Origin of the sequence: Sphingomonas sp. BE123, from assembly GCF_031456015.1 — a bacterium.
Classification (GTDB): Bacteria; Pseudomonadota; Alphaproteobacteria; order Sphingomonadales; family Sphingomonadaceae; genus Sphingomonas.
In genome coordinates this window covers 204,817-226,922 of the sequence record NZ_JAVDTW010000001.1, presented here as the reverse complement: position 1 = coordinate 226,922, position 22,106 = coordinate 204,817, and the positions used below count along the sequence as shown (strand labels likewise).

Annotated in this window: 22 protein-coding genes and 1 tRNA gene; 11 read left to right on the top strand and 12 right to left on the bottom strand. The window is 68.0% G+C overall.

Going from position 1 to position 22,106, the window contains the following annotated elements:
• Nucleotide 1: 1 nt before the first annotated feature.
• The gene (locus J2Y54_RS00950) at nt 2-169 is read right to left on the bottom strand and encodes a hypothetical protein (RefSeq protein WP_310036193.1); all 168 of its coding nucleotides are present in this window, start codon (nt 167-169) and stop codon (nt 2-4) included.
• A 152-nt stretch (nt 170-321) separates the two neighbouring features.
• Here J2Y54_RS00950 and J2Y54_RS00945 point away from each other — a divergent pair, with 152 nt between their 5' ends.
• Both J2Y54_RS00945 and J2Y54_RS00940 read left to right on the top strand, forming a co-directional pair.
• On the top strand, nt 322-1,620 hold the full coding sequence (locus tag J2Y54_RS00945; protein ID WP_310036191.1) for an FAD-dependent oxidoreductase: 1,299 nt from the start codon (nt 322-324) through the stop codon (nt 1,618-1,620).
• Nucleotides 1,621-1,731: 111 nt separating this feature from the next.
• Nucleotides 1,732-1,808 (top strand) — tRNA-Pro (locus J2Y54_RS00940).
• Between the two features lie 29 nt (nt 1,809-1,837).
• Here the strand turns inward: J2Y54_RS00940 and J2Y54_RS00935 are convergent.
• Genes J2Y54_RS00935 through J2Y54_RS00920 form a run of 4 tightly spaced genes read right to left on the bottom strand, consistent with a single transcriptional unit; the run spans nt 1,838 to nt 5,980 of the window.
• Nucleotides 1,838-2,284: a response regulator gene (locus J2Y54_RS00935; protein WP_310036189.1), complete on the bottom strand. Its 447-nt coding sequence runs from the start codon at nt 2,282-2,284 to the stop codon at nt 1,838-1,840.
• Entirely contained in the window at nt 2,281-4,242 is a 1,962-nt protein-coding gene (locus J2Y54_RS00930; RefSeq protein ID WP_310036188.1) for an ATP-binding protein, read from the bottom strand. The genes J2Y54_RS00935 and J2Y54_RS00930 overlap by 4 nt, the downstream gene beginning before the upstream one ends.
• Nucleotides 4,239-4,883 (bottom strand): response regulator transcription factor, encoded by a 645-nt coding sequence (locus J2Y54_RS00925; RefSeq protein WP_310036186.1) that lies wholly within the window; start codon nt 4,881-4,883, stop codon nt 4,239-4,241. Before J2Y54_RS00925 ends, J2Y54_RS00930 begins: the two co-directional genes overlap by 4 nt.
• Complete coding sequence (locus tag J2Y54_RS00920; protein WP_310036184.1) at nt 4,880-5,980, bottom strand: histidine kinase; 1,101 nt, start codon at nt 5,978-5,980, stop codon at nt 4,880-4,882. The genes J2Y54_RS00925 and J2Y54_RS00920 overlap by 4 nt, the downstream gene beginning before the upstream one ends.
• Nucleotides 5,981-6,176: 196 nt before the next feature.
• On the opposite strand from J2Y54_RS00920, the gene J2Y54_RS00915 reads away from it, so the two are divergent.
• The 5 genes from J2Y54_RS00915 (at nt 6,177) to J2Y54_RS00895 (ending at nt 9,607) form a co-directional block, all read left to right on the top strand.
• Nucleotides 6,177-6,776: a hypothetical protein gene (locus J2Y54_RS00915; protein ID WP_310036182.1), complete on the top strand. Its 600-nt coding sequence runs from the start codon at nt 6,177-6,179 to the stop codon at nt 6,774-6,776.
• Between the two features lie 138 nt (nt 6,777-6,914).
• On the top strand, nt 6,915-7,589 hold the full coding sequence (locus tag J2Y54_RS00910) for an OmpW family outer membrane protein (RefSeq protein ID WP_310036179.1): 675 nt from the start codon (nt 6,915-6,917) through the stop codon (nt 7,587-7,589).
• Nucleotides 7,590-7,669: 80 nt separating this feature from the next.
• The gene (locus tag J2Y54_RS00905) at nt 7,670-8,329 is read left to right on the top strand and encodes a DUF2490 domain-containing protein (RefSeq protein ID WP_310036177.1); all 660 of its coding nucleotides are present in this window, start codon (nt 7,670-7,672) and stop codon (nt 8,327-8,329) included.
• 7 nt (nt 8,330-8,336) lie between these two features.
• Nucleotides 8,337-9,299: a sodium-dependent bicarbonate transport family permease gene (locus J2Y54_RS00900; protein ID WP_310036176.1), complete on the top strand. Its 963-nt coding sequence runs from the start codon at nt 8,337-8,339 to the stop codon at nt 9,297-9,299.
• On the top strand, nt 9,296-9,607 hold the full coding sequence (locus J2Y54_RS00895) for a P-II family nitrogen regulator (RefSeq protein ID WP_310036175.1): 312 nt from the start codon (nt 9,296-9,298) through the stop codon (nt 9,605-9,607). Before J2Y54_RS00900 ends, J2Y54_RS00895 begins: the two co-directional genes overlap by 4 nt.
• A 28-nt stretch (nt 9,608-9,635) precedes the next feature.
• On the opposite strand, the gene J2Y54_RS00890 is transcribed toward J2Y54_RS00895, so the two are convergent.
• A complete protein-coding gene (locus tag J2Y54_RS00890) occupies nt 9,636-10,331 on the bottom strand; it encodes a UTRA domain-containing protein (protein WP_310036174.1) in 696 nt (231 codons plus the stop codon).
• Nucleotides 10,328-11,671, bottom strand: a complete 1,344-nt coding sequence (locus J2Y54_RS00885; RefSeq protein ID WP_310036173.1) for a formimidoylglutamate deiminase — start codon at nt 11,669-11,671, stop codon at nt 10,328-10,330. Before J2Y54_RS00885 ends, J2Y54_RS00890 begins: the two co-directional genes overlap by 4 nt.
• Before the next feature lie 46 nt (nt 11,672-11,717).
• On the opposite strand from J2Y54_RS00885, the gene hutI reads away from it, so the two are divergent.
• From hutI to hutU, 4 genes are all read left to right on the top strand, one after another.
• Nucleotides 11,718-12,905, top strand: a complete 1,188-nt coding sequence (hutI, locus tag J2Y54_RS00880; protein WP_310036172.1) for an imidazolonepropionase — start codon at nt 11,718-11,720, stop codon at nt 12,903-12,905.
• Nucleotides 12,902-14,395 (top strand): histidine ammonia-lyase, encoded by a 1,494-nt coding sequence (gene hutH, locus J2Y54_RS00875; RefSeq protein ID WP_310036171.1) that lies wholly within the window; start codon nt 12,902-12,904, stop codon nt 14,393-14,395. The genes hutI and hutH overlap by 4 nt, the downstream gene beginning before the upstream one ends.
• Before the next feature lie 136 nt (nt 14,396-14,531).
• On the top strand, nt 14,532-15,332 hold the full coding sequence (gene hutG, locus J2Y54_RS00870) for an N-formylglutamate deformylase (RefSeq protein WP_310036168.1): 801 nt from the start codon (nt 14,532-14,534) through the stop codon (nt 15,330-15,332).
• Nucleotides 15,329-16,984: a urocanate hydratase gene (gene hutU, locus J2Y54_RS00865; RefSeq protein WP_310036167.1), complete on the top strand. Its 1,656-nt coding sequence runs from the start codon at nt 15,329-15,331 to the stop codon at nt 16,982-16,984. Before hutG ends, hutU begins: the two co-directional genes overlap by 4 nt.
• 48 nt (nt 16,985-17,032) lie before the next feature.
• Here the strand turns inward: hutU and J2Y54_RS00860 are convergent, their stop codons facing one another.
• The 5 genes from J2Y54_RS00860 to J2Y54_RS16140 form a co-directional block, all read right to left on the bottom strand.
• The gene (locus tag J2Y54_RS00860; RefSeq protein ID WP_310036166.1) at nt 17,033-17,404 is read right to left on the bottom strand and encodes a MerC domain-containing protein; all 372 of its coding nucleotides are present in this window, start codon (nt 17,402-17,404) and stop codon (nt 17,033-17,035) included.
• A gap of 89 nt (nt 17,405-17,493) precedes the next feature.
• On the bottom strand, nt 17,494-18,369 hold the full coding sequence (locus J2Y54_RS00855; protein ID WP_310036165.1) for a type II secretion system protein GspK: 876 nt from the start codon (nt 18,367-18,369) through the stop codon (nt 17,494-17,496).
• Complete coding sequence (locus tag J2Y54_RS00850; protein WP_310036164.1) at nt 18,366-18,908, bottom strand: type II secretion system protein GspJ; 543 nt, start codon at nt 18,906-18,908, stop codon at nt 18,366-18,368. The genes J2Y54_RS00855 and J2Y54_RS00850 overlap by 4 nt, the downstream gene beginning before the upstream one ends.
• A complete protein-coding gene (locus J2Y54_RS00845; RefSeq protein ID WP_310036163.1) occupies nt 18,905-19,834 on the bottom strand; it encodes a penicillin-binding protein activator in 930 nt (309 codons plus the stop codon). The genes J2Y54_RS00850 and J2Y54_RS00845 overlap by 4 nt, the downstream gene beginning before the upstream one ends.
• Nucleotides 19,835-19,959: 125 nt before the next feature.
• The gene (locus J2Y54_RS16140) at nt 19,960-22,047 is read right to left on the bottom strand and encodes a B12-binding domain-containing radical SAM protein (RefSeq protein ID WP_405052857.1); all 2,088 of its coding nucleotides are present in this window, start codon (nt 22,045-22,047) and stop codon (nt 19,960-19,962) included.
• Nucleotides 22,048-22,106: the final 59 nt, after the last annotated feature.

Genomic DNA, 22,106 nt, shown 5'->3' with positions numbered 1-22,106 from the left:
GTCAGGAAATGAAGGTATAGAAGCAGACGAAAAACGCCGTGAAGCTGAGCGCGAACAGCTTCAGGTCGCCCGCGTCCTCGCGGCGGCGGACCTCGGCGCGCACTTCGGGGAGGCGGGCGCGGAACGGATGGCTGCGGCTTGCGCCGGACAGGATGAGTTGGCGTCGCATGGCGATCAGTTAACGCCGCGTTTACGTTTTCGACCAGTCCCAAAGGATCGTTAACGCCTGTGCCGATGCGGGACGGCAGGCCATGGTTCGAAGCGTGCTTGCGCTTTCCCGATTCCCCGCTAGCCTCGACCGACAACAGCGGAGAACCGGGCATGCGGCATATCGCAGTGATCGGATCTGGGCCGGCGGGCTACTACACCGCAGAAGCGTGCCAGAAGCAGTTCGGCGACGCCGTACGTGTCGATATCCTGGACCGCCTCCCCGTTCCCTTCGGCCTCATTCGCAGCGGCGTCGCGCCGGATCATCAGGCGATCAAGGGCGTGTCCCGCCGCTACGAGGCGGTTGCCCTCACCGACAATGTCCGCTTCGTGGGCAATGTCATGGTCGGCGTCGATATTACCGTCGCTGAGCTGATGGAGCTGTACGATGCGGTCGTGTTGGCCACCGGCGCGCCCAGCGATCGGCCATTGGCGTTGCCCGGCGCCGATCTTCCCGGCGTGATCGGTTCGGCCGCGTTCGTCGGCTGGTATAATGGCCATCCCGATCATGCCGGCCTCGCCCCGCCGCTTGGCGGCACCGACGCCGTGGTGATCGGCAACGGCAATGTCGCACTCGACGTCGCGCGTATCCTTGCCAAGAGCCGGGCGGAGTTTTCCGGCTCGGATATCGTGTCACCGGCGCTCGACGCGCTGGGTGGCGCCGGCATCCGGACAATCACCCTGCTAGGCCGCCGCGGACCGACGCAAATTGCAATGACCCCCAAGGAGCTGGCCGAACTCGCGCTGCTCGAGCGCGCCGAGCCGGTGGTCGATCCAGCGGACCTGCCCTCGATAGCGGGCGATGCCGAGCTGGAGCCGGGCCTGCGCAAGACGCTGGGCCATCTGCGCCGCTTCTCTGCTGGCCGCTCGGGCAAGCCCATCGCCATCCGCTTTGCATTCTTTTCTCAGCCGGTGGCGATCGAGGGCAGCGCTCGCGTCGAACGGGTGATTGTCGAGCGGACCCGGATCGACGCCAGTGGCGCCGCGATCGGCACCGGTGAGCGCCATGCCGTGCCGGCCAGCCTCGTCATTGCGTGTATCGGCTATCGCACGCCGAGGATCGCCGGAGTGCCCTATGACGACGCCGCCGGACGATTCGCGAACGAAGAAGGCCGCATTCTGCCCCGGCTCTATGCCGTTGGCTGGGCGCGGCGCGGCCCGAGCGGCACGATCGGCACCAACCGTCCCGACGGATTCGCGATCGCGGAAAAGATTGCCGCCGACATTCCCGGCGATAGCGGCCGCGTGGGCCGCCCCGGCCTCGATGCCCTGCTCGGCAAACGCGGGATCGACGTCGTGACCTTCCGCGACTGGCAGCAGATTGACGCCGCCGAAGTGGCCGCGCGCCGCGGTGATGCACCGCGTGAGAAATTCACCAGCATCCCGGACATGCTCGGCGCGCGCACATTGTGAAAAAGGCTGCAACGCAGCGCTTGCACAGCCGCAAAGTGCTGGTTATAGGCGCGCCTCCAAGCGATGCCCGTCAGCCCAACCCGGGGCCTTTGACATGACGCGGCGCTCCGTCGGGGAGTAGCTCAGCCTGGTAGAGCACTGCCTTCGGGAGGCAGGGGCCGGAGGTTCGAATCCTCTCTCCCCGACCATCTTCTGCACGCCGCGCGAAGCTGCGCGCTCAGCTCCCAGCGCGCGCTTCGAGTCGTTCGTACAGGATCCGCGTCTCGAGCAAATTCGCAATTCGCAGCGACATTTCGATGACATCGAACGGCTTTGACACAAAATCCTTGGCGCCCAAGGCAAGCGCACGGCGGCGGGCTTGGATCGTCGTGTCGGCAGTCAGCACCAGGACCGGGCGGAACTGTTCGGCGCGGTCATGCCGGCCAAAGGCTTCGAGCAGCTGGAACCCGTCGACGACCGGCATCATCAGATCCAGCAGCACCAGATCGGGCGCGAGCGCGACATAGGCTTCGAGCGCGCGGGTCGAATCGGTGATCGCGTGAACGTCCGAATAGCCCTCCCGCGCCAGCAAGCTGCGCAACAGCAGGACATTTGCTTCCTCGTCATCGATCACCAGAATCCGGCGCGCCTGGATTTCCGTGGCTTCGATGCGCCGCCCGTTCATTGTTCGAGTCCCTTTCCATCCGGTTTTGCCGAGTCGCCCTGCGTCGCATCGGCGCGGCAGATGCTGAACCAGAAACGCGCCCCGCCGTTCCCGCCGGGCGCATATCCGATCTCACCCCCCATCGATTCGACCAGGCTCTTCGACAGCGCCAGCCCGAGGCCGGTTCCCTCGACCTTGGTCCGCTCCTGCTGGCCCAGCCGGTCAAAGGCACGGAACAGGCGTGGCAGGTCGCGCGGCGCGATCCCCGGACCATCATCCTCGACGCTGATCTCGACGCGGTCCGCAGCGACCGCACAGCCCAAGCTCACCCAGCGCCCGCTATGGTTGTAATTGGCCGCGTTGGCGACGAGGTTCAGGATCACCTGGATCACGCGCCGCCGGTCGCCGGTCGCCATCGTCCCGGCAGGCGGCGACTCGAGCCGGAACTCAAGCCCCGCCGCCGCGACGATCGGCGCAGTGAGGTCATGCGCCTCGCGCACGACATCGGCCATGTCGAGCCGTTCCATGTCGAGTTCGGCGCCGCCGGCCTCGATGCTCGAAATGTCGAGCAGGTCGTTGATCAACGAGAGCAGATGCCGCCCGGCCCGGGTGATCTGCCGCACCGCGGAGCGCTGCCCCTCGCCCAGCTGATCCTCGTCGATCTCCAGCAACTGGCCGAACCCGAGTATGGCGTTGAGCGGCGTGCGCAGCTCATGGCTGGTGCGGGACAGGAATTCGCTCTTGGCGAGATTGGCGGCCACGGCTTCCTCGCGCGCCAGGCGCAGCGACTCCTCGGCATTGCGCCGCTCGGTCATGTCGCGGGTGACCTTGGCAAAACCGCGCAGCTCGCCCGCCCCGTCACGCAGCGCGGTGATGATCACATTGGCCCAGAAGCGGCTGCCATCCTTGCGGACGCGCCACCCTTCATCCTCAGCCGTGCCATCGACGCGGGCGCGCGCGAGCATCTGCGCGGGCAGGTGGGCGCGCGTCTCGGGCGGGTAGAAGGCGCTGAAATGCGTACCCAGTATCTCGTCGCTGCGCCAACCCTTGATCCGCTCGGCGCCGAGGTTCCAGCTGGTCACCACGCCCTCGGGCGACAGCGCAAAAATCCCGTAATCGCGCACCTTTTCCACGACGAGGCGGAACCGCTCCTCGCTGTCGCGCAGATCATGCTCGCGCGCGCGCAGCAGGTCGCTCGCGCGCGCCAGTCGCTGCGCCAGCCGGCCGATCTCGTCGGCATCGTCGGGCAACAGCGTCAGCGGCTCGCCCCGCGCAAGGCTCTCGGCATTGTCTTCGAGCGCGCGGACCCGGCGCACGATGCCGGTCGAAAACAGATAGACGGCGGCAAGACTGCCGAGCAGCCCGGCGAGCGCGCTCACCGCAGTCAGCGTCAGAAACCCGGCACGCACCTCGTCCACGCGCGCCTGGCGCTGGTCGAGCAGGATCGCCTCGCGCGCCTGGATCCGTGCGATCGTCAGACGCATCGAATCGAGCACCCGCTTGTTTGCCGCCAGCGCCTCCTGCAGCACGCCGCGATCGGCGCTCGAGCCGGACAGCCGAACGATCAGCGCCAGTCCCTCGCGCTTGCGGGTAGCGAGTGCGCGCAACTCTTCGAACTGCGCACGCACTTCGCCATCGCGGATCGCCCCGTCGAGCCGCGCCATCGTGCGCGGCAGATCGGCCTCGGCGGTGCGATACGGCTCGAGAAAGCGCCCCTCCCCGGTCAGCGCGTACCCACGCGCGCCGGCGGCCGCCTCTGCCAGCAGGGCATGGACCTGATAGGTGTCGCGCTGGATCGCAAAGGCGCGGCGTACATCGGCCTCGGCGCGAGTCCCGGCGTTGCTGGCCAGGTAGAGCGAGAACAGCGCCCCGAGCAAGGCGAGCAGCGGCAGCGCAACGACCACCAGCCCCTTGAACGCGAGCCGCTGGTCAGCCCAGAAGCGGCCCAGTGCGCCGATCCACCGCGGCTGGCCGGTCATCGTTCGCCCGCCCCGAGCCGCGTCGCCAGCACCGCTGCCTGGGTGCGGTCGGCAACGCCCAGCTTGCTGATGATGCGTTCGACATGCACCTTGACCGTTGCCGGGCTGATGGCGAGCACGCGCGCAATCTCCTTGTTGGTCAGGCCGCGCGCGACATGATCGATCACCTCCCGCTCGCGCAGGGTCAACAAGCGGGACAGTTCGGACTCCGCCGCCTCTCCGCCGCCCGCGCGCATGGCCGAATTGACCAGATCGAGCGGGATGGCGGAGCGCCCGGCCAAAACCTGCTCGATCGCGGCGGTGAGATCGCCGATCGCCGCATCCTTGAGCACATAACCCGCAGCACCCGCCGCCAGCGCTTCGCGAACATAGGCCGGCATGTCGTGCAGCGTCAGCATCACCACCCGCGCTGGCAAGCCCAGCGCCGCGATCCTGCGCGTGGCCTCAAGCCCGTCAATGCCCGGCCCCAGCCGCACATCCATCAGAACCAGATCGGGCTGCAGCTCGACGGTCAGCGCAACCGCCTCCTCGCCGCTCGCTGCCAGCCCGACCACGTCGAAGCCGCTTTCGGCCAGCACCGCGCGCAATCCTTCGCGCGCAAGTTGATGATCGTCGACGATCAGCAGCCGTGGGCCGGTCATGCGCGCACCTGCCCGGGCAATGTCGCGGTCACGGCGACCCCGCCTTCCGGTAGCGAGCGCCAGTCCAGCGTCGCGCCAATTGCCAACATCCGCTCGCGCATTCCTTCAATCCCGATCTGTGCGCCCGGCCCGGCGGAGGTGGCGGCCGCTGCGCGTTCCGGCGCGACACTGCCCCGGTCGACAATGCGCAGCACACAGGCGCCATCCGGCTGTTTGGTCAGTGAAATCGCGACCGGACACGGCGCGCCCGCATGCTTTCGGATATTGGCAACCGCCTCTTGCGCGACACGAAACAGCGCCGTCTCGATCGGAGCAGAAAGGTGCAGTTCCGCCGCGTCGAGCGTCACCGCGACCGCATAGCCATCCGCCGCCAGTCCGTCGCCCAGCGCCTGCAACGCGGCCGCAAGGCCAAGATCGTCCAGCAATGGCGGCCGCAGACCGCCGATGATCGCGCGCAGTTCGCGCAGCAACGCGCGCGCAATTCCGGCAAGCCGCACCCGCTCGGCCGCAGCCAGGTCGGTCTGGCGGGCGGCTCCGGTCCCTTCCAGCATCCGCACCAGCGCCGTCGCGGTCTGGGCGACGCCATCGTGCAGATCCTGCGACACGCGCCGCCGTTCATCCTCCTGCGCCGAGAAGATGCGCCCGACCAGTGCTTCGAGGCGCTGTTCGCGCTCCTGCAGCGCGGTCAGCAGCACGGCGCGCTCCTGTTCGCGCTCAAGCCGGTCGATCGTCGCGCCGAACAGGTTGAGACACATGGCGAGCGTATCGCGGTCCTCCGGATCGTCGACCGTTGCCGGATCCGTCAGTCCGTCGATCACCAGCCACGCGGCGGTTGCGCCAGCGCTTCCGGGCGAGGGGATCGCGATGCCGGCTTCGGGTGCTTCCCGCACGATCGCGCCCCGCCCCTGCCCCAGAAAGAACGCCACGCTGCGCGCGCACCGCTGCAGCCGCTCGTCCAGCGTCTCTGCGGTGGCGAGCGTCAACTCCTGACCAATTCCCGACAGCAGCCTGAGCCGCGCCGCGCGCGCCTCGGCGGCGCGGTACAGCGCCCGCAATTCGGCGACAGTATCGGCCTCGACGGGCAAGACAGGCAGCACCGGGCGCATCGCCTCCCGTCTAACGTCCCCGCCAGAAAGTGCATAGGCCATGCGGCCTAGGCCAAAGGGTTGGCCAAACGGCAGATTTGCTCAGGCTCGCCGGGGCCTAGCTCGGTCGGCGTCGGGAACACCCGTCGGAATTCGCGATCGCGGTGCTCCCGCGGTCCGCCACTCTTGCTCGAACCGGAGACATGCCATGAAGCGCTCGATCCTCAACACCCTCGCGCTCGCCGCCGCCCTCCCCGTCGCGGTGGTCGCAATGCCCGCCGCCGCGCACGATCACGCCAAGATGGCTGGCGCTGCATCCTCGGCGGTTTACGCGCCGATCACCGAAGCAGAAGTTCTCGCGGCGCAGCAGGCCTGGGGCAACGCGCTGGTCGCCATCGCCACCGAATATGACACCAAGGGCCACGCCGCCGCCAAGAAGCTCGCCGAACAGGTGATCGACAGCGCTTATGGCTATCAGATGGGCCCGGTGTTGTTCAAACCGACGCTGGCCGCCGCACCGCAGACCTTTCGTACCGATCGTGAAGGCGCGCTGGCCTATTTCGTCGGCGGCAACGCGCGCTATTCGGGCGACACCGGCTTCGCGCTGAAGGGCTGGCGCAGCTTCGAAATCAAGAATGCCGGGATCCTGATCACCGGAACCTCGGCCACCTCGATGGGCAATGTCACCGTGATCGACGCCAAGGGCAACCGGACCGTGGTCGACAAGACCTGGGGCTATGTCCGCGGCCCGGATGGCAAGCTGCGCATCGTCCTGCACCACTCCTCGCTGCCGTACAGCGCCAAGTAAGCGCCAGGCGAGCGAACCCGGCGGGCCCCAGCCCCCTCCCCTGTCCAGGGTCCGCCGGGTCTTTTTCGCTGCCGTCCTGGTGCCTCCTGTCCCGTAACCTGTGTTCGCCGTGACTGGCGACTGTCGGAGTTTCTGTTGATGTCGTTCAAATACGCCACGCTCGCTGCCCTTGCCGCCCCCCTGCTTGTCGCTGCTCCGGCGAGCGCGCAGGAGGCAGGCGATATCCAGGTCAAGGCGTTCCTGACCGGGGTCCTCCCCAATGGCGAGATTTCCGACGTGAATACCGACCGGATCGGGCTCCCCGCGACCGCACAGACGCGCGCCAGCGACTCCGTCGTCCCGACCGTCGCGATCGAATATTTCGTCACGCCGAACTTTTCGCTCGAAACGATCTGCTGCGTCACCCCGCATGACGTGCGTGGCACGGGCGGGCTGGACGGCGCCGCGCTGGTCGACGACGCGATCATTCTGCCGGCGAGCCTCACGGTCAAATATCACCTGAACGCCGGGAACGGGATCAAGCCCTATCTCGGTGCCGGGGCCAGCTATTTCATGATCTTCAGCGAAAAGGTCGGTGCCGATGCCGCCGCCCTCGGCGCCACCGATGTCGATCTGTCGGACCAGGTCGGATTGTTGCTTCAGGGCGGCGTCGACATCGCCCTGAATGACCGTGGCCTCGGCCTGTCGCTCGATGCCAAGCGCTATTTTGTCGGGACCACCGCCACGTTCCGCGCGGGCCAGGCCGTCGCGCTGCAGACCGAGCATGAGCTCGATCCCTGGGTGATCAGCGCCGGCGTCGCGTTCCGCTTCTGACCCTTGCGGCCATGGCGGCGCGGCGCTGTACCGGCACGCCGCCATGGCCCCTCTGTTTTCACCTTCCCGGATAGTACGCCATGCACCGTCTCGCCCTCGTCGCGCTCACTGCCACTGCCGTCATGGCGTCGGCCCCTGCCGCCGTCGCGCAGGATGACGGCTTCGAAGTCTGGCTCAACCCGGCCGCATCGGTAGCGCTCGACGCCGATACCGGGATCGAGATCGAAACGGCGCAGCGCTTTCGCGACTCCGGCGCCGGGCGGCCTGATACGTACTTCGCCCGGCTGTGGATCAATCAGGACATCGCGCCCGACATCACGCTGAGCGGCGCGGTCGAACAGCGCGTGAACGATGGGGATGCGGACGAAACCCGGCTGATCCAGCAGCTGTCGACCAGCCACGGCATCCTGCGCACCCGCCTGCGCCTCGAGCAGCGCTTTGTCGCGGGGGCGGATCAGATGGGCGTGCGGCTGCGACCGCGCCTTGGTGTTTCGGTGCCGCTCGATACGGCGGGGCGCTGGAGCTTCAAGAGCGATGCCGAACTGTTCCTCACGCTGCGCGCGACCGATCGCGGCGGCAGCGACGGGCTGACCGGCCTGCGCACACAGGTCGGGGTCGCACACGAACTCAGCGAGCGGCTGACCATCAGCGTTGCATATCTGCGCCAACAGGATATTCGCTCTGCGCGGCCCGACCGGGTCGGCCACGCGCCGATAATCGGCATCGAACTGGGTTTCTGACCGATCGATGGATCAGCTTTCGACCACCCTGCTCTCGGCACCCGTCCTCTTCTTCGTGCTCGGCGCACTCGCCGCTGCCGCGCGCTCCGACCTCACGATTCCCGAAACCATCGCCAAGGGGCTGTCCCTCTACCTGATGGTCGCCATCGGGCTGAAGGGCGGGGTCGAAGTGGCCAAGGCCGGCATCGGACCGGACCTTGTCGCCGCCCTCGCGACCGGCATCGTGCTCAGCGCTGCCATCCCGTTCCTGGTCGCCCCCGTGCTGATGCGCATCGGGCGGATCGACCGCACCAACGCCGGCGCGGTCGCCGCGCATTACGGTTCGGTGAGCGTCGTGACCTTCGTCACGGCAAGCCAGGTCTATGGCAATTCCGGCTTTGCGATTGCCGGGTTCATGGTCGCGGTGCTGGCCGCGATGGAGACGCCCGCGATCCTGTCCGGATTGCTGATCGCGCGCCGCGGCGGAGGCACGATATTCTCCCGCAATCTGATGCGCGAAGTCCTGTTCAACGGCTCGGTCGTCCTGCTGGTCGGCAGCTTCGTGATCGGGATCGTCATCGGACCGGGCGGCTTCGGACCGATCTCGCCGCTGTTTCAGGCCGGCTTCACCGGGGTGCTCTGCCTGTTCCTGCTCGACATGGGCCTGATCGCGATGCGGCGCATCCTCCAGACGCGTGCGCTGACGCTGCGGCTTGCTGCGCTGGGGGTCGCATTCCCGCTCGTCAACGGATCGCTCGGCGTCCTTGCCGGTACGCTGATCGGGCTCGACGCGCCGTCCGCCGCCGCGCTCGGCGTGCTGGCGGGGAGTGCGTCCTACATCGCGGTGCCGGCGGCGATGCGCCTCTCGCTGCCCCAGGCCGATGCGGGCCTTTACCTCGCGCTCTCGCTCGGCGTGACCTTCCCGTTCAATATCGTCCTTGGCATTCCCCTGTTTCGCTGGATCGCCGAGCGACTGGGAGTGATGCTATGATCAAGACCACGCAGCGCGTCCGGATCGAAGTGCTGGTCGACGCGCCGCTCGCGCCGCGGCTTGCGCAGATTGCCGAGGATGCCGGACTGACCGGTTACACGCTGATCCGCACCGAGCGCGGGCGCGGGCGGCAGGGCGAATGGTCCGAGGATCTGATCAGTGGCGCGACCGCGAAATATCTGTTCCTCGCCGTCGCGCGCGACGAACGCGCCGACGCGTTTCTCGTCGGGCTTCACCCCTATCTCGAAAGCCATGGCCTGGTCGTCCTGCGCTCGACCGTCGACGTGATCCGCCCCGAGCTGTTCTGACGCTGGCCCCGCGCCAGCCCCGACGCCGCTATCCGCGCGGGGTGAAATCCTCGACCAGCTGATAATGCTCGCCCGGGAAAATCTGGCGCGCGAACGTCACCGGCGCCTTGCCCCGCCACGTCCAGCGCTCGACCTGAAGACACGGCGCGCCCTCCGTCAGCTTCAGCCGCCCCGCCGCCTCGGCACTCGCGCCCACTGCCGCAATCCGGTGCCGCGCATCGGTCCATGGGATGTTCGCGAGCAGCCAGCTGCCCGGCGCGGTCGCCGAAAAGTCCGCCTCCGCCGCTCCCGGGGCGGCGGCGAGGTCGAGCCAGCGCTCCTCCCACCCGAACGGCGCGCGCCCGGCATGATGCACGCCGGTCAGCACCAGCCACCCGCTGCCCGAACCGCGCACGGGAAAGCCGGCGGGCGCGCGGCGGTGCAAATTCACCGTCAGCAATTCCCAGCGATAGGCCTCGCCCCGGTCGGCGATCAGCGCGGCGATGTCCGGCACGCCCACCACCGGCGTGCGGATCGCAGGGGGCGCGACAAAGCTGCCCGCGCGTCGCTTGCGCTCGATCAGCCCTTCACGCGCGAGCCGGCTCAACGCCTTGTTCGCGGTCGCGCGGGCGCAGCGATACGCCTCCATCAGCTCATATTCGGTCGGAACGCGCGTGCCTGGCCCCCATTCGCCCGACCGGATGCGCGCCTCGATCTCGCCCCGGATCCGCGCCTCGACGCTCATGCCAGCAGGCTCCGCAGGGCGACGCGGTAGCGCGCTTCGATCGCGTCACGATGCCGGTGCCGCCCACCTGCGACCTGCTTGACGCCCCCACGCCACACGGAGTCGATCGGGCGGCGGCTGGCAAAGATCCAGCTGTCGATCAGCGCGTCCCCGCTGCGCCCTTCAAACGCCGGATCGCTGCGGTCGAGCGAGACAATGTCGGCCGGACGCCCCGCTGCAAGCCCGGTCTTGACCCCCAGCGACTGGCCACCACCGTGCACCGCCGCTTCCAACAGCCGCGCCCCGGTCGACGGCCGCGCCGCGCTCGCCAGCTGGTTGCGACCACGCAATGTCAGCCGCTGGCCATATTCGAGCACCCTCAGTTCCTCTGCCGCATCGATCCGCACGTTCGAATCGCTCCCCACACCAAGAGCGCCGCCGCTATCGAGAAATGCGCCCGCGGGAAACACGCCGTCACCCAGATTGGCCTCGGTCACCGGACACAGCCCCGCCACCGCCCCACGCGCTGCAATGTCCGCAACCTCATCCGCGTCGACGTGCGTGGCATGCACCAGCGTCCAGCGGGTATCGACCGGCACCGCATCGAGCAGCCAGCGCACCGGTCGCCGCCCGCTCCACGCAATGCAATCCGCCACTTCCTTCATTTGCTCGGCGATATGGATATGGACCGGCCCATCTTCGGCGATGGGAAGCAATGCGCCCAGTTCATCCGGCGTCACCGCGCGCAGACTGTGCGGCGCGATGCCGATCACCCCATCCTGCGACAGCCTCGCCCCGGCGCGCGCGACCAGATCGGCAAAGCCATCGACGGCGTTGATAAACCGTGCCTGCCCCGCCCCCGGCGCCTGCCCGCCAAACCCGCCATGCGCGTAGAACACGGGCAGCAACGTCAGCCCGATCCCGGAAATCTCTGCCGCAGCGGCGATCCGCCCGCTCATCTCGGCGACATCGGCGTAGCGCGATCCGTCGGGTGCATGGTGGAGATAGTGAAACTCCCCGACCCGCGTGAACCCGCTCTCCAGCATCTCGGCATAGGCCAGCGCCGCAATCGCCTCACACTGCTCCGGCCCGATCTTCGCCACGAAGCGGTACATCAGCTCGCGCCACGACCAGAAATCATCGTCCGACGCGCCGCGCGCCTCGGTCAGCCCGGCCATCGCGCGCTGAAAGGCATGGCTGTGCAGGTTGGGCAGTCCCGGCAGCGCCGCGAATTGCCGCTCGTCGCCAGGCTCGGGATCAACCCCGACCTCGACCCGCTCGATCTGCCCATCCGCCAGCGTCAGCCGAACCCGATCGGTCCAGCCATGATCCAGCAACGCAGTTTCGAACCAGAGCGCCATGCGAATATGTCTAGACATAATGGCCGCGCTGTCCAACACTAAACGCATGCCGACTCCCGCGGACAAACTCTGGCGCAACGCCCGCCTCGCGACGATGACCGGCGACCGACTCGGCGTGATCGAGCATGGCGCGGTGGCAGCAACCGGCGGCGCGATCAGCTATGTCGGCCCCGACGCCGGGGCACCGGATGCGGCGGAAATCATCGACTGCGACGGCCGCTGGATCACCCCCGGCCTGATCGACTGCCACACCCACCTCGTCCATGCCGGCACCCGCGCGAAGGAGTTCGAGGCCCGCCTCAACGGCGCAACCTATGAGGAGATCGCCCGCGCTGGCGGCGGCATCCTCGCCACCGTCACCGCCACCTGCGCCGCGAGCGAGGAGGAGCTGATCGCCAGCGCCCTCCCCCGCCTCGATCAACTGATCGGCGAGGGCGTCACGACGGTCGAGATCAAGTCTGGCTACGGCCTCACGCTCGACGACGAACTCAAGATGCTCCGCGCCGCGCGCAGCCTTGGCAAGGTCCGCAACGTCCGCATCCGCACCTCCCTGCTCGCCGCCCACGCCGTGCCGCCCGAATACAAGGGCGACCCGGACGGCTATATCGACCTCGTCTGCAACGAGATCATCCCCGCCGCAGTGGGCCTCGCCGACGCCGTGGATGCGTTCTGCGAAGGCATCGGCTTCACCCCGGAACAGACCGATCATGTGCTCGCTGCTGCGGTCGCTCACGGCCTGCCCGTCAAGCTCCACGCCGAACAACTGTCCAATCAGCACGGCGCCGCCCTCGCTGCTCGCCACGGTGCGCTGTCGGCCGACCATCTCGAGCATCTCGACCGCGCCGGTATTGCCGCGATGGCCGCCAGCGGCACCGTCGCCACCCTCCTCCCCGGCGCCTTCTACTTCACCCGCGAAGCGCGTCGTCCGCCGGTTCAGGCCTTGCGCGACGCGGGCGTGCCCATCGCCATCGCCACCGACTGCAACCCCGGCACCTCCCCGATGGCGTCGATCCTGCTGGCGATGAACATGGGCGCGACCTTCTTCCGCCTGACCGTCGCCGAATGCCTGCGTGGGGTTACGGTGAACGCTGCCCGCGCGCTCGGCATCGACGGCGGCACGCTGCAACCCGGCAAGCCCGCAGACCTCGCCATCTGGGACATCTCCGACCCCGCCGAGCTGGTCTACCGCATCGCCGCCAACCCCCTCCATGCACGAGTTTTCGCAGGCCAATGATCGTCCCCGGCAACACCCCGCTCAGCATCTGGAACGCCATCTATCGCGGCGAACCCGCTCCGCTCGATCCGTCCTGCCATGACAAGGTCGCCGCCAGCGCAGACGCCGTGCAGGCGATCCTAGCGAAGCACGAGCCGGTCTACGGCATCAACACCGGCTTCGGTAAGCTCGCCAGCGTCCGCATCGGCGACGACGATCTCGAAACGCTCCAGCGCAACATCGTGCTCAGCCACGCCGCCGGCGTCGGCGACCCGATGCCCGCCCCGGTCGTGCGCCTGATGATCGCGCTCAAGCTCGCCAGCCTCGCGCAGGGGCATAGCGGCGTGAAGCCCGAAACCATCGCGATGCTTCAGGACATGCTCGACCGTGGCATCACGCCGATCATCCCGTCACAGGGGTCGGTCGGCGCGAGCGGCGATCTCGCCCCGCTCGCCCATCTTGCCGCCGCGATGATCGGCGTGGGCGAGGTCGAGATGGGCCCGCGCCGCTTGCCTGCGCGCACGATGCTGGGCGGACTGACGCTCGGCCCCAAGGAGGGCCTCGCCCTCCTCAACGGCACCCAGTTCAGCACCGCCTACGCCCTCGCCGCCTTGTTCGAGACCGAAAAGCTGTTCCGCGCTGCATTGGTCACCGGCGCGCTGTCGACCGAGGCCGCAAAGGGCTCCGACACCCCGTTCGACCCGCGCATCCACACAGTGCGCGGCCATCGCGGCCAGATCGAAGTCGCGGCGGCGCTCGCCGGGCTGATGGAGGGGTCCTCCATCCGCGCCTCGCACCGTGACGGCGACGAACGCGTGCAGGACCCCTATTGCCTGCGCTGCCAGCCCCAGGTGATGGGCGCCTGCCTCGACCTGATCCGCCAGGCCGCAACCACCCTTGCGATCGAAGCCAATGGCGTCACCGACAACCCCCTCATCTTCACCGACGCCGGAGAAGCGCTGTCCGGCGGCAATTTTCACGCCGAGCCGGTGGCGTTCGCCGCCGACATGCTCGCGCTGGCGATCTGCGAAATCGGCAGCCTCGCCGAACGTCGCATCGCGATGCTGGTCGACCCCGCGCTCTCGGGCCTCCCCGCCTTCCTCACCCCGCGCCCCGGCCTCAATTCGGGCTTCATGATCCCCCAGGTCACCGCCGCCGCGCTCGTCAGCGAAAACAAACAGCGCGCTCACCCCGCCAGCGTCGATTCGATCCCGACCAGCGCCAATCAGGAGGATCATGTGTCGATGGCCGGTCACGGCGCGCGCCGCCTGCTCGCCATGACCACCAACCTCGCCCATATCCTCGGCATCGAATATCTCGCCGCCGCGCAGGGCTGCGACTTCCACGCCCCGCTCACCTCCAGCGTCCCGCTCGAAGCCGCCCGCACCCTGCTGCGCGAATCGGTGCCAACGCTGGAAGACGATCGTCACTTCGCCCCCGACATGGCGGCAGCGACCGCGCTGGTTACCAGCGGCGCGCTGGGCGAAGGCTTGCCGGGGGTTGAGGAATGAAGACGGAAATCGCCTCCTTCCTAAGCCCCTCCCCTTCAGGGGAGGGGTTGGGGGTGGGGCCTATCCTCTGGGCGAACGGTCTCCGTGAGACTGCGACGCCCCACCCCAACCCCTCCCCTAAAGGGGCGGGGCTAATATGATCGTCACCGTCCGCAACGAAGGCCCGCTGATCGTCAGCATCCCCCATGCCGGCCTCGAAATCCCCGCCGACATCGCCCCGTCGCTCGTCTCGCTCAACCGCGCGCGCACCGACGCCGACCTGTATCTCGACCAGCTCTACGCCTTCGCGTTCCAGCTCGGTGCAACGATCGTCCGCACCACGACCTCGCGCACGGTGATCGACGTCAACCGCGACCCCAGCGGCGCAACGCTCTACCCCGGCCAGTTCACCACCGGCCTGTGCCCCACCGAAACCTTTGACGGCGAGCCGCTCTACAGCCCCGGCAACGAACCGGACGAAACCGAGATCGCCCGCCGCCGCAACGCCTATTTCGCCCCCTATCACGCCGCGCTCCAGGCCGAGATCGACCGCCTGCGCGCCCAGCACCCTGCAGTCGTCCTTTACGAAGCGCATTCGATCCGCAGCGTGGTGCCCAAGCTGTTCGACGGTCGCCTGCCCGAATTCAATATCGGCACCAACAGCGGCCAGTCCTGCGCCCCCGAGTTGGCGCAAGCCATCGCCGCGATTTGTGCCGAGCAACAGCGGAGCCATGTGATCGACGGCCGCTTCAAGGGCGGCTGGACCACGCGCCACTACGGCCAGCCCCACAAGGGCGTCCACGCCATCCAGATGGAGCTGGCGATGCGCACCTATGTCACCGAAGTACCCGCCGCCAGCTGGCCGCCGCGCTGGGACGATATCCACGCCGCGCAGGCGCACGCCACGCTCCGCCCGATCCTCACCGCCGCCATCGACTTCGCGAAAGCTCAAGCATGACCCGCACCGACAATAGCCGCCGCATCAAGGCGCCGACCGGCACCGCCCTCTCCGCCAGGAACTGGCAGGCCGAGGCGGCGCTGCGCATGCTCATGAACAATCTCGATCCCGATGTCGCCGAAGCGCCGGAAAGCCTGGTCGTCTATGGCGGCATCGGCCGCGCGGCGCGCAACTGGGAAGCCTATGACACGATCGTCGAAACGCTCCGCCGCCTCGACAATGATCAAACGCTGCTGGTCCAGTCGGGCAAGCCGGTCGGCGTGTTCCGCACCCATGAGAACGCCCCGCGCGTGCTGATCGCCAACTCCAACCTCGTCCCCCATTGGGCGACGTGGGAGCATTTCCACGAACTCGACCGCAAGGGGCTGGCGATGTACGGCCAGATGACCGCCGGATCGTGGATCTATATCGGCACCCAAGGCATCGTTCAGGGCACTTACGAGACGTTCGTCGAAGCCGGGCGCCAGCATTATGGCGGCGACCTGTCGGGCCGCTGGATCCTCACCGCCGGGCTTGGCGGCATGGGCGGCGCGCAGCCGCTCGCCGCGACCATGGCGGGCGCGTCGTGCCTCGCAATCGAATGCCAGCCGAGCCGGATCGAAATGCGCCTGCGCACCCGCTACCTCGATCGTGCTGCGAACAGCATCGATGAAGCGCTTGAAATCATTCGCACCTCTGACGCACCTGTCTCGGTCGGCCTGCTCGGCAACGCTGCGGAGGTGCTCCCCGAACTGGTCAAGCGCGGCATCCGCCCCGACATGGTCACCGATCAGACCAGCGCGCATGATCCGATCAACGGCTACCTCCCCGCCGGCTGGACGCTCGACCAGTGGCTCGCCAAGCGCGAAACCGCCCCGCACGAGGTCGAAACCGCCGCCCGCGCCTCGATGGCCACGCACGTCCGCGCGATGCTCGCGTTCGAGGAGATGGGCGTCCCCACCTTCGATTACGGCAACAATATTCGTCAGGTCGCCAAGGACGCGGGCGTCGCCAACGCCTTCGCCTTCCCCGGCTTCGTCCCCGCCTATATCCGCCCGCTCTTCTGCCGCGGCATCGGCCCGTTCCGCTGGGCCGCGCTGTCGGGCAATCCGGAGGACATCTACAAGACCGACGCCAAGGTGAAGGAGCTGCTCCCCGGCAACCACCACCTCCACCACTGGCTCGACATGGCAAAAGAGCGGATCGCGTTCCAGGGCCTCCCCGCGCGCATCTGCTGGGTCGGCCTGGGCGACCGCCACCGCCTCGCGCGCGCCTTCAACGAGATGGTGGCAAGCGGCGAACTCGAAGCCCCGATCGTCATCGGCCGCGACCATCTCGACAGCGGCTCGGTCGCCAGCCCCAACCGCGAAACCGAAGCGATGATGGACGGATCGGACGCAGTCAGCGACTGGCCGTTGCTCAACGCCCTGCTCAACACCGCCAGCGGCGCCACCTGGGTCTCGCTCCACCATGGCGGCGGCGTCGGCATGGGCTATTCGCAGCACTCAGGCATGGTCATCGTCGCCGACGGCACCCCCGAAGCCGCCAAACGGCTCGAGCGGGTGCTGTGGAACGACCCGGCAACCGGCGTAATGCGCCATGCCGATGCGGGCTATGAGATCGCGAAAACCTGCGCCGGAGAAATGGGTCTGGACCTGCCAGCAATCCTCTAACCCATGCGTCGCCCCGGGCTTGACCCGGGGTCGGGCTTCTGTGTGGCGCTAAACCACCCGCCCCCGCCAGTTCGCCACATGCGCCCCGGCCAGCAACAGGCTTCCCGCCACGGTCAGCCCCGTCTCGACCGCAACCCAATCCTCGAACGCCAGCCCCGCCGCCAGCAGCATCAGTCCGAACGCGCCCACAAACAACGGCGTCAGCCCGCGATGCCGCCGCCAGCCCTCGCCCAGCGCAACCGCGCTGACCGGCAACGCGAACGCCAGCACGGCAAGGTGAAACCCCTCACCCAGATCGAGCCGCGCGGCGAGCGCAGGCAACGCGGCGATCACGATCGGCAGCGCCAGACAGTGGATCAGGCACAGCGCCGAAGCCCCCACTGCCAAACCATCGAACCAACTCAACACCCGCGCCCGCATCGCTTACTCCTGTACGAGGGGCGCAAATGATACTTCATATCATCGATTACAAGAGCTGAAGCCCGCTAGGCTGAAGCGTCGGATGAACTTCACCCGCTCGTGAGCGCCGGTGCCTCGGGCGGCAGCGCCGCATTGCGCCATCGCGCCACCGGCACCGTCGTCACCGCGCCCGCTGCCGTCCGCCGCCGCTGGATCAGCGTCGCCCCCTGCTGCACCGTGTCGCCGATCTTTGCCCGCACCCGGACCCAGTACGTATTCGAGCTGAATGCCGTCCCCGGCGGCTGGCTGACCTTCAGGTCGGACAGGTCGCGCAGCGTGATCTGTCCGTTGCGCTTGCGGATCGCGACAATCCGCTCCGCCGCGACCGGATCGCCGATCAGGAATGCGAGCAGCTCCTGATCCGCCGCATTCAGGTTGATCGTCGTCTTGCCGGGCAAGGCCGTGACCATGCGCTCCAGCCGCGCAATCGCCGCTGGATCCGCACCGGGGATCAGCCGGATCGGCCGCACATCGCTGACCGGTCCCTGCGTTCGGATATAGGCAATCGCCTCGACCGTCTGCTGCTCGTCCAGCCCCGCGATCCGCGCCAGCTTCTGGAACAGGATCACCGGCACCGCGTCGCCGCTGCGCAGCATGTTGACGTTGAACCGCCCCTCGGCATCGCTGACCGCCAGGTCGAAGGTCCCGCCATCGATCGCCGCGCCATTCGCCCCGATCGACGCCCAGTCCTCGCCCGCGTGATCGACCTGTGGCGTTGCCAGCGCGTCGCGCTGCAATGCTGCAATGGCCGACAGCTCGCCGCCGCGCACGATCGCCGCCGCCCGTGCCGCCTCGCGGCTGCGCAGCGCGCGGTCGAGCGCAAGTTCCTCGCGCCCGATCATCAGCAACACCAGCCCGCTGGCGATGGCAACAAACATCAGCACATTGACCAGGATCATGCCCTGTTCGTCGTCGCGCCGGTTCATCGCGCTTCGTCCTGCGCCTTGGCGGGGAGTGCCACGACGCGGCGCAGCGTCCCCTGCGGCCCGCGTTCCCCCGCCAGCTGCATCTCGACCTGCACCGCGCGCGGCCAATCCTCCGCGCGCTCCTCATTCGGCGGCCAGCGATCGACCCAGTTTTGCCCATCCAGAAAGCGCCAGCGCACCGCGCTCACCCCGGTCAGCAACAGCTGCGGCTGCGGCGCGGCGCGTACCAACGCGCCCCCGCTCGCGGCATAGCGCAGCGGCACCGGCGGCCCGCCCATGCCGGCGGCGACCCGGGTAAAGGCGATATTGCCGCCCCCGCCGCTCACCGCGCCGCGCGTGATCTGGTCAAGATCGCTCTGCAGCACGAACATTGTCCGCTGAATCGCCGCGGTGCGATCGAGCCGCCCTTCGGTCCGCTCCTGCGTCGACATCACGCTGTTGAGCAAGGTCAGCCCAGCCACCGCAATCAGCGCGAACAACCCCAGCGAGATGATGAGTTCGAGCAGGGTGAACCCCTGCTCGCCGGGCGCCGGTTTCACGCCCCCAGGCTCACCGCCACCGGCGCATAGCCCTGCGCCCCCGTGACCAGGATCGCCAGTTCGCGCGCCACGCTGCCGTCACTGCGGAACCGCGCATTGCCGGTGATGCAGGGGTAGTTGGTCTCGGCCAGCAGTGCCGCCTCGTCCAGCGATCCCTTGTCGCGCAACGCCTTGACCACCCCGCCCGCGTCATAGGCCAGCGCCGCCAGCGCCCCCGGCGTCGCACCATGGCGCGAACGGAACTCGCCTGCGAACTTGCCGAATGCAGCCGGATCGGGGCTGGCGATCCACGCACCATCCATCGCCTCGAGCGCGGAGGGGCGGTGATCGAGCGCCTGCACCGTGCCGAGCAGCTGCACGCCGGTCCCTTTCAGGTTCCGCGCCGCCGCCAGCACCGCCTCGCCGCTCCCGGGCAACAGCACCGCATCCGGCGCGTCCCCCGCAGCAGGCAAAGGCTGACCTTCGACCACGCTCAGCGACCGCACGTCCAGTCCGACCTCGCCCTGCGCCCTGCCCGCCGCCAGCGCCGCCGCAACGCTCCACGGCGATCCGTCATCGACCACCACCACGCTGCGCACCCCGCGCGACCGGGCATAGCGCAGCACTGCGCTGGTCACCTGCGCGGGGGTGATCCCGAACACGAAGCTGCCCGGCGCGCGCGCGACGGCATTGTTGGTAAAGGCGATCACCGGCACCCGCCGCGCGACCTCCGCGCTCACCGCGTTCAGTTCCTCGGCGGTCACCGGCCCCAGGATCATCGCGGCCTTGGCCTTCAACGCGTTACGTGCCGCCAGTGCCGCACCTTCAGGCGTTCCGCCGGTATCATAGGCAGTGAGTTCCGGCCCAGAATCAGCGAGCAACACCGCCTGACGCATGCTAAGGCCCAGCGCGGCGCGCGGCCCGCTCAGCGGCAGCAGCAACGCCACCGGCCGCTTGTCACGCTTGACCTTGTCGGCCGCAAGGACAGAGGGACCAGCAAGCAATGCCGACGGCAATATCAGCCCCGATCCCAGAGCAGTCAGTAGCGCACGGCGTCGAATCGGCGGCATTGTCACGGGCATCCTGGTCGGCTCGTCGGCGTCTTACCGTCTTCGTCGTGCTGGGCATAGCCGCTTATGCCCTCGCCATGGTCGCGACCATGCCCGCCAGCGTGATCGTCAAGAACCGCCCATGGCGCACCGGGGTCGCCGGGACGGTGTGGAATGGCGAGGTCGGCGTTGCGGGCGGCAGCAAGTTCGAATGGCACTGGGCGCCACTGCGCTCGCTCACCAGCCTCGGCTTCGCTGCCGACTGGACAGCGACCGGCCCCGACACCGACATGGGCGGCCGCGCACTGGCGGGCTTCAGCAGCACCGTGCTCGACAAGGTCAGCGGCAGCAGCCACGCCAACCTGCTTCAGGCGCTTCAGCCCAACCTCCCCTTCACCTGCGACATGGTGATGCAGCTCGAGTTCGACCGGATCGCGGTCGGCGGCTCCAGCCAGGGCATCGACGGCCGCCTCACCACCGACGCCGGCACCTGCACCGCCAAGGGCGGCGGGGCCGCAGTCCCCGTCCCCCCGCTGCTGTTGGTCTCCGAAAAGATCGGCACCACCACCCAAATCCGCCTCACCCCCCGCGCCCAGCAACGCCAGATCCTGATGACCGCGACGCTCAGCGAGGACGGACAACTGACGATCCGCATGACGCCCGAGGGAGCGCGCATCCTGCCCTTCGCCGGGCTGCCGGGCGGGGCCAGCATCACGGGGGAGTTGTGACGGCCGCGTCCGGTCCCGCCCGCCGGACACCTTGCTCAACACCGCCTCGAGCATTGGCGTAATCATTGCCAGCCGTCGCGACTTGATCACCAGATCCCACAGCGGCTCGAACTTCTTCCACCCGGCAGCGTAGAAGAAGTGCTTGGCACGATGCTTCATCGCGTCGTGTGACCAAGCGCCGCGCGCAATGTTCGGCCAGTTGTAAAAGTCGCGATACGCCCGGTCATAGCCGGCCTTGAGCTGTTCGGGGCTTAGCCTGCGTGGTTGAAACACGACATGCCGGGTGTCGTACCGGTCCCAGTCATGGCTGAAGATCCGCCCCTCGGCTGACAGCTGCTGGTACAGCCGCGTCCCGGGATAGGGCGTCTGGATATGAAAGGTTGCGGTGGTCACGCCATGACGCACCGCCCAGTCCACCGTGCGGTCGAATACGTCGGTGTCGTCATCATCCATCCCGAACACGAACGACCCGTTGATCATCACCCCCAGATCGCTCAGCCGCCGCGTCACTTCGGCATAGTCGCGCGCGAGATTCTGCTTCTTGTTGCTCGCGGCCAGATTGTGCGGGCTGAACGTTTCGAACCCGACGAACAGGCTGCGTAGTCCCGCTTCAGCCGCACGCTCGATGAGGTCGCCGCGCAACACGCTGTCGACCGTCGCGGCGCCTTGGAACAGCCGCCCCATGCCGCGCATTCCCTCGAACAGCGCCGCCGCAAAGCGCCGGTCCCCCAACAGGTGATCGTCGAGAAAATAGAGGTGTCGACCCGGCAAGCGCTCGATCTCAGCCAGCGCTTCATCGACCCGCTGGGCATAGAAGGACCGACCCCCGGCGAAGAACGCATCCTTGTAACAAAAATCGCAATGCTGCGGGCAACCGCGTGTCACGACGATCGAATTGGGTACCAGATAGCGGTTGCGCTTGATCAGGTCGCGTCGCACCGGCGGGATGCCGTGGATCGTCCGCCCGCTGGTCGAGCTGTAGCGCGCGCGCGGCTGCCCGGCGCGCAGGTCGCTCAGGAACTGCGGGAAGGTCTGCTCTCCGGGGCCGATGAAGATGGTGTCGGCATGCGCCGCCGCTTCCTCGGGCAACGACGTGACATGCAGCCCGCCCAGCGCGACATGGACGCCGCGCGCCCGGTACAGATCGGCCAGCGCATAGGCGCGATAGGCGTTGGTAATATAGACCTGAATCACGACCAGATCGGGCCGGTCGTCGGTGCGCAACGGCTCGACATGGTCGTCGATCAGCTCGACCTCGTCGTCCGGATGGAGGAATGCCGCCAGCGTCGCGAGCCCGAGCGGAGGAAACAGCGAGTATTTGATCGGTCGCCAGAACGGACTCTTCGCCTCGGTCAAGGCGGGCAGGATCATCTTCACCTTCATCGCGAACTCCTGTGTCAGAGCGCGATGCCTGTCAGCCCGTCTGCAGACCGTCATGAGCG

What these genes read in the sequence shown, in the direction of transcription:
- J2Y54_RS00950 (WP_310036193.1), bottom strand. Translation starts at nt 169, where the DNA reads ATGCGACGCCAACTCATCCTGTCCGGCGCAAGCCGCAGCCATCCGTTC.
- J2Y54_RS00945 (WP_310036191.1), top strand. Translation starts at nt 322, where the DNA reads ATGCGGCATATCGCAGTGATCGGATCTGGGCCGGCGGGCTACTACACC.
- J2Y54_RS00935 (WP_310036189.1), bottom strand. Translation starts at nt 2,284, where the DNA reads ATGAACGGGCGGCGCATCGAAGCCACGGAAATCCAGGCGCGCCGGATT.
- J2Y54_RS00930 (WP_310036188.1), bottom strand. Translation starts at nt 4,242, where the DNA reads ATGACCGGCCAGCCGCGGTGGATCGGCGCACTGGGCCGCTTCTGGGCT.
- J2Y54_RS00925 (WP_310036186.1), bottom strand. Translation starts at nt 4,883, where the DNA reads ATGACCGGCCCACGGCTGCTGATCGTCGACGATCATCAACTTGCGCGC.
- J2Y54_RS00915 (WP_310036182.1), top strand. Translation starts at nt 6,177, where the DNA reads ATGAAGCGCTCGATCCTCAACACCCTCGCGCTCGCCGCCGCCCTCCCC.
- J2Y54_RS00910 (WP_310036179.1), top strand. Translation starts at nt 6,915, where the DNA reads ATGTCGTTCAAATACGCCACGCTCGCTGCCCTTGCCGCCCCCCTGCTT.
- J2Y54_RS00905 (WP_310036177.1), top strand. Translation starts at nt 7,670, where the DNA reads ATGCACCGTCTCGCCCTCGTCGCGCTCACTGCCACTGCCGTCATGGCG.
- J2Y54_RS00900 (WP_310036176.1), top strand. Translation starts at nt 8,337, where the DNA reads ATGGATCAGCTTTCGACCACCCTGCTCTCGGCACCCGTCCTCTTCTTC.
- J2Y54_RS00895 (WP_310036175.1), top strand. Translation starts at nt 9,296, where the DNA reads ATGATCAAGACCACGCAGCGCGTCCGGATCGAAGTGCTGGTCGACGCG.
- J2Y54_RS00890 (WP_310036174.1), bottom strand. Translation starts at nt 10,331, where the DNA reads ATGAGCGTCGAGGCGCGGATCCGGGGCGAGATCGAGGCGCGCATCCGG.
- J2Y54_RS00885 (WP_310036173.1), bottom strand. Translation starts at nt 11,671, where the DNA reads ATGGCGCTCTGGTTCGAAACTGCGTTGCTGGATCATGGCTGGACCGAT.
- hutI (WP_310036172.1), top strand. Translation starts at nt 11,718, where the DNA reads ATGCCGACTCCCGCGGACAAACTCTGGCGCAACGCCCGCCTCGCGACG.
- hutH (WP_310036171.1), top strand. Translation starts at nt 12,902, where the DNA reads ATGATCGTCCCCGGCAACACCCCGCTCAGCATCTGGAACGCCATCTAT.
- hutG (WP_310036168.1), top strand. Translation starts at nt 14,532, where the DNA reads ATGATCGTCACCGTCCGCAACGAAGGCCCGCTGATCGTCAGCATCCCC.
- hutU (WP_310036167.1), top strand. Translation starts at nt 15,329, where the DNA reads ATGACCCGCACCGACAATAGCCGCCGCATCAAGGCGCCGACCGGCACC.
- J2Y54_RS00860 (WP_310036166.1), bottom strand. Translation starts at nt 17,404, where the DNA reads ATGCGGGCGCGGGTGTTGAGTTGGTTCGATGGTTTGGCAGTGGGGGCT.
- J2Y54_RS00855 (WP_310036165.1), bottom strand. Translation starts at nt 18,369, where the DNA reads ATGAACCGGCGCGACGACGAACAGGGCATGATCCTGGTCAATGTGCTG.
- J2Y54_RS16140 (WP_405052857.1), bottom strand. Translation starts at nt 22,047, where the DNA reads ATGAAGGTGAAGATGATCCTGCCCGCCTTGACCGAGGCGAAGAGTCCG.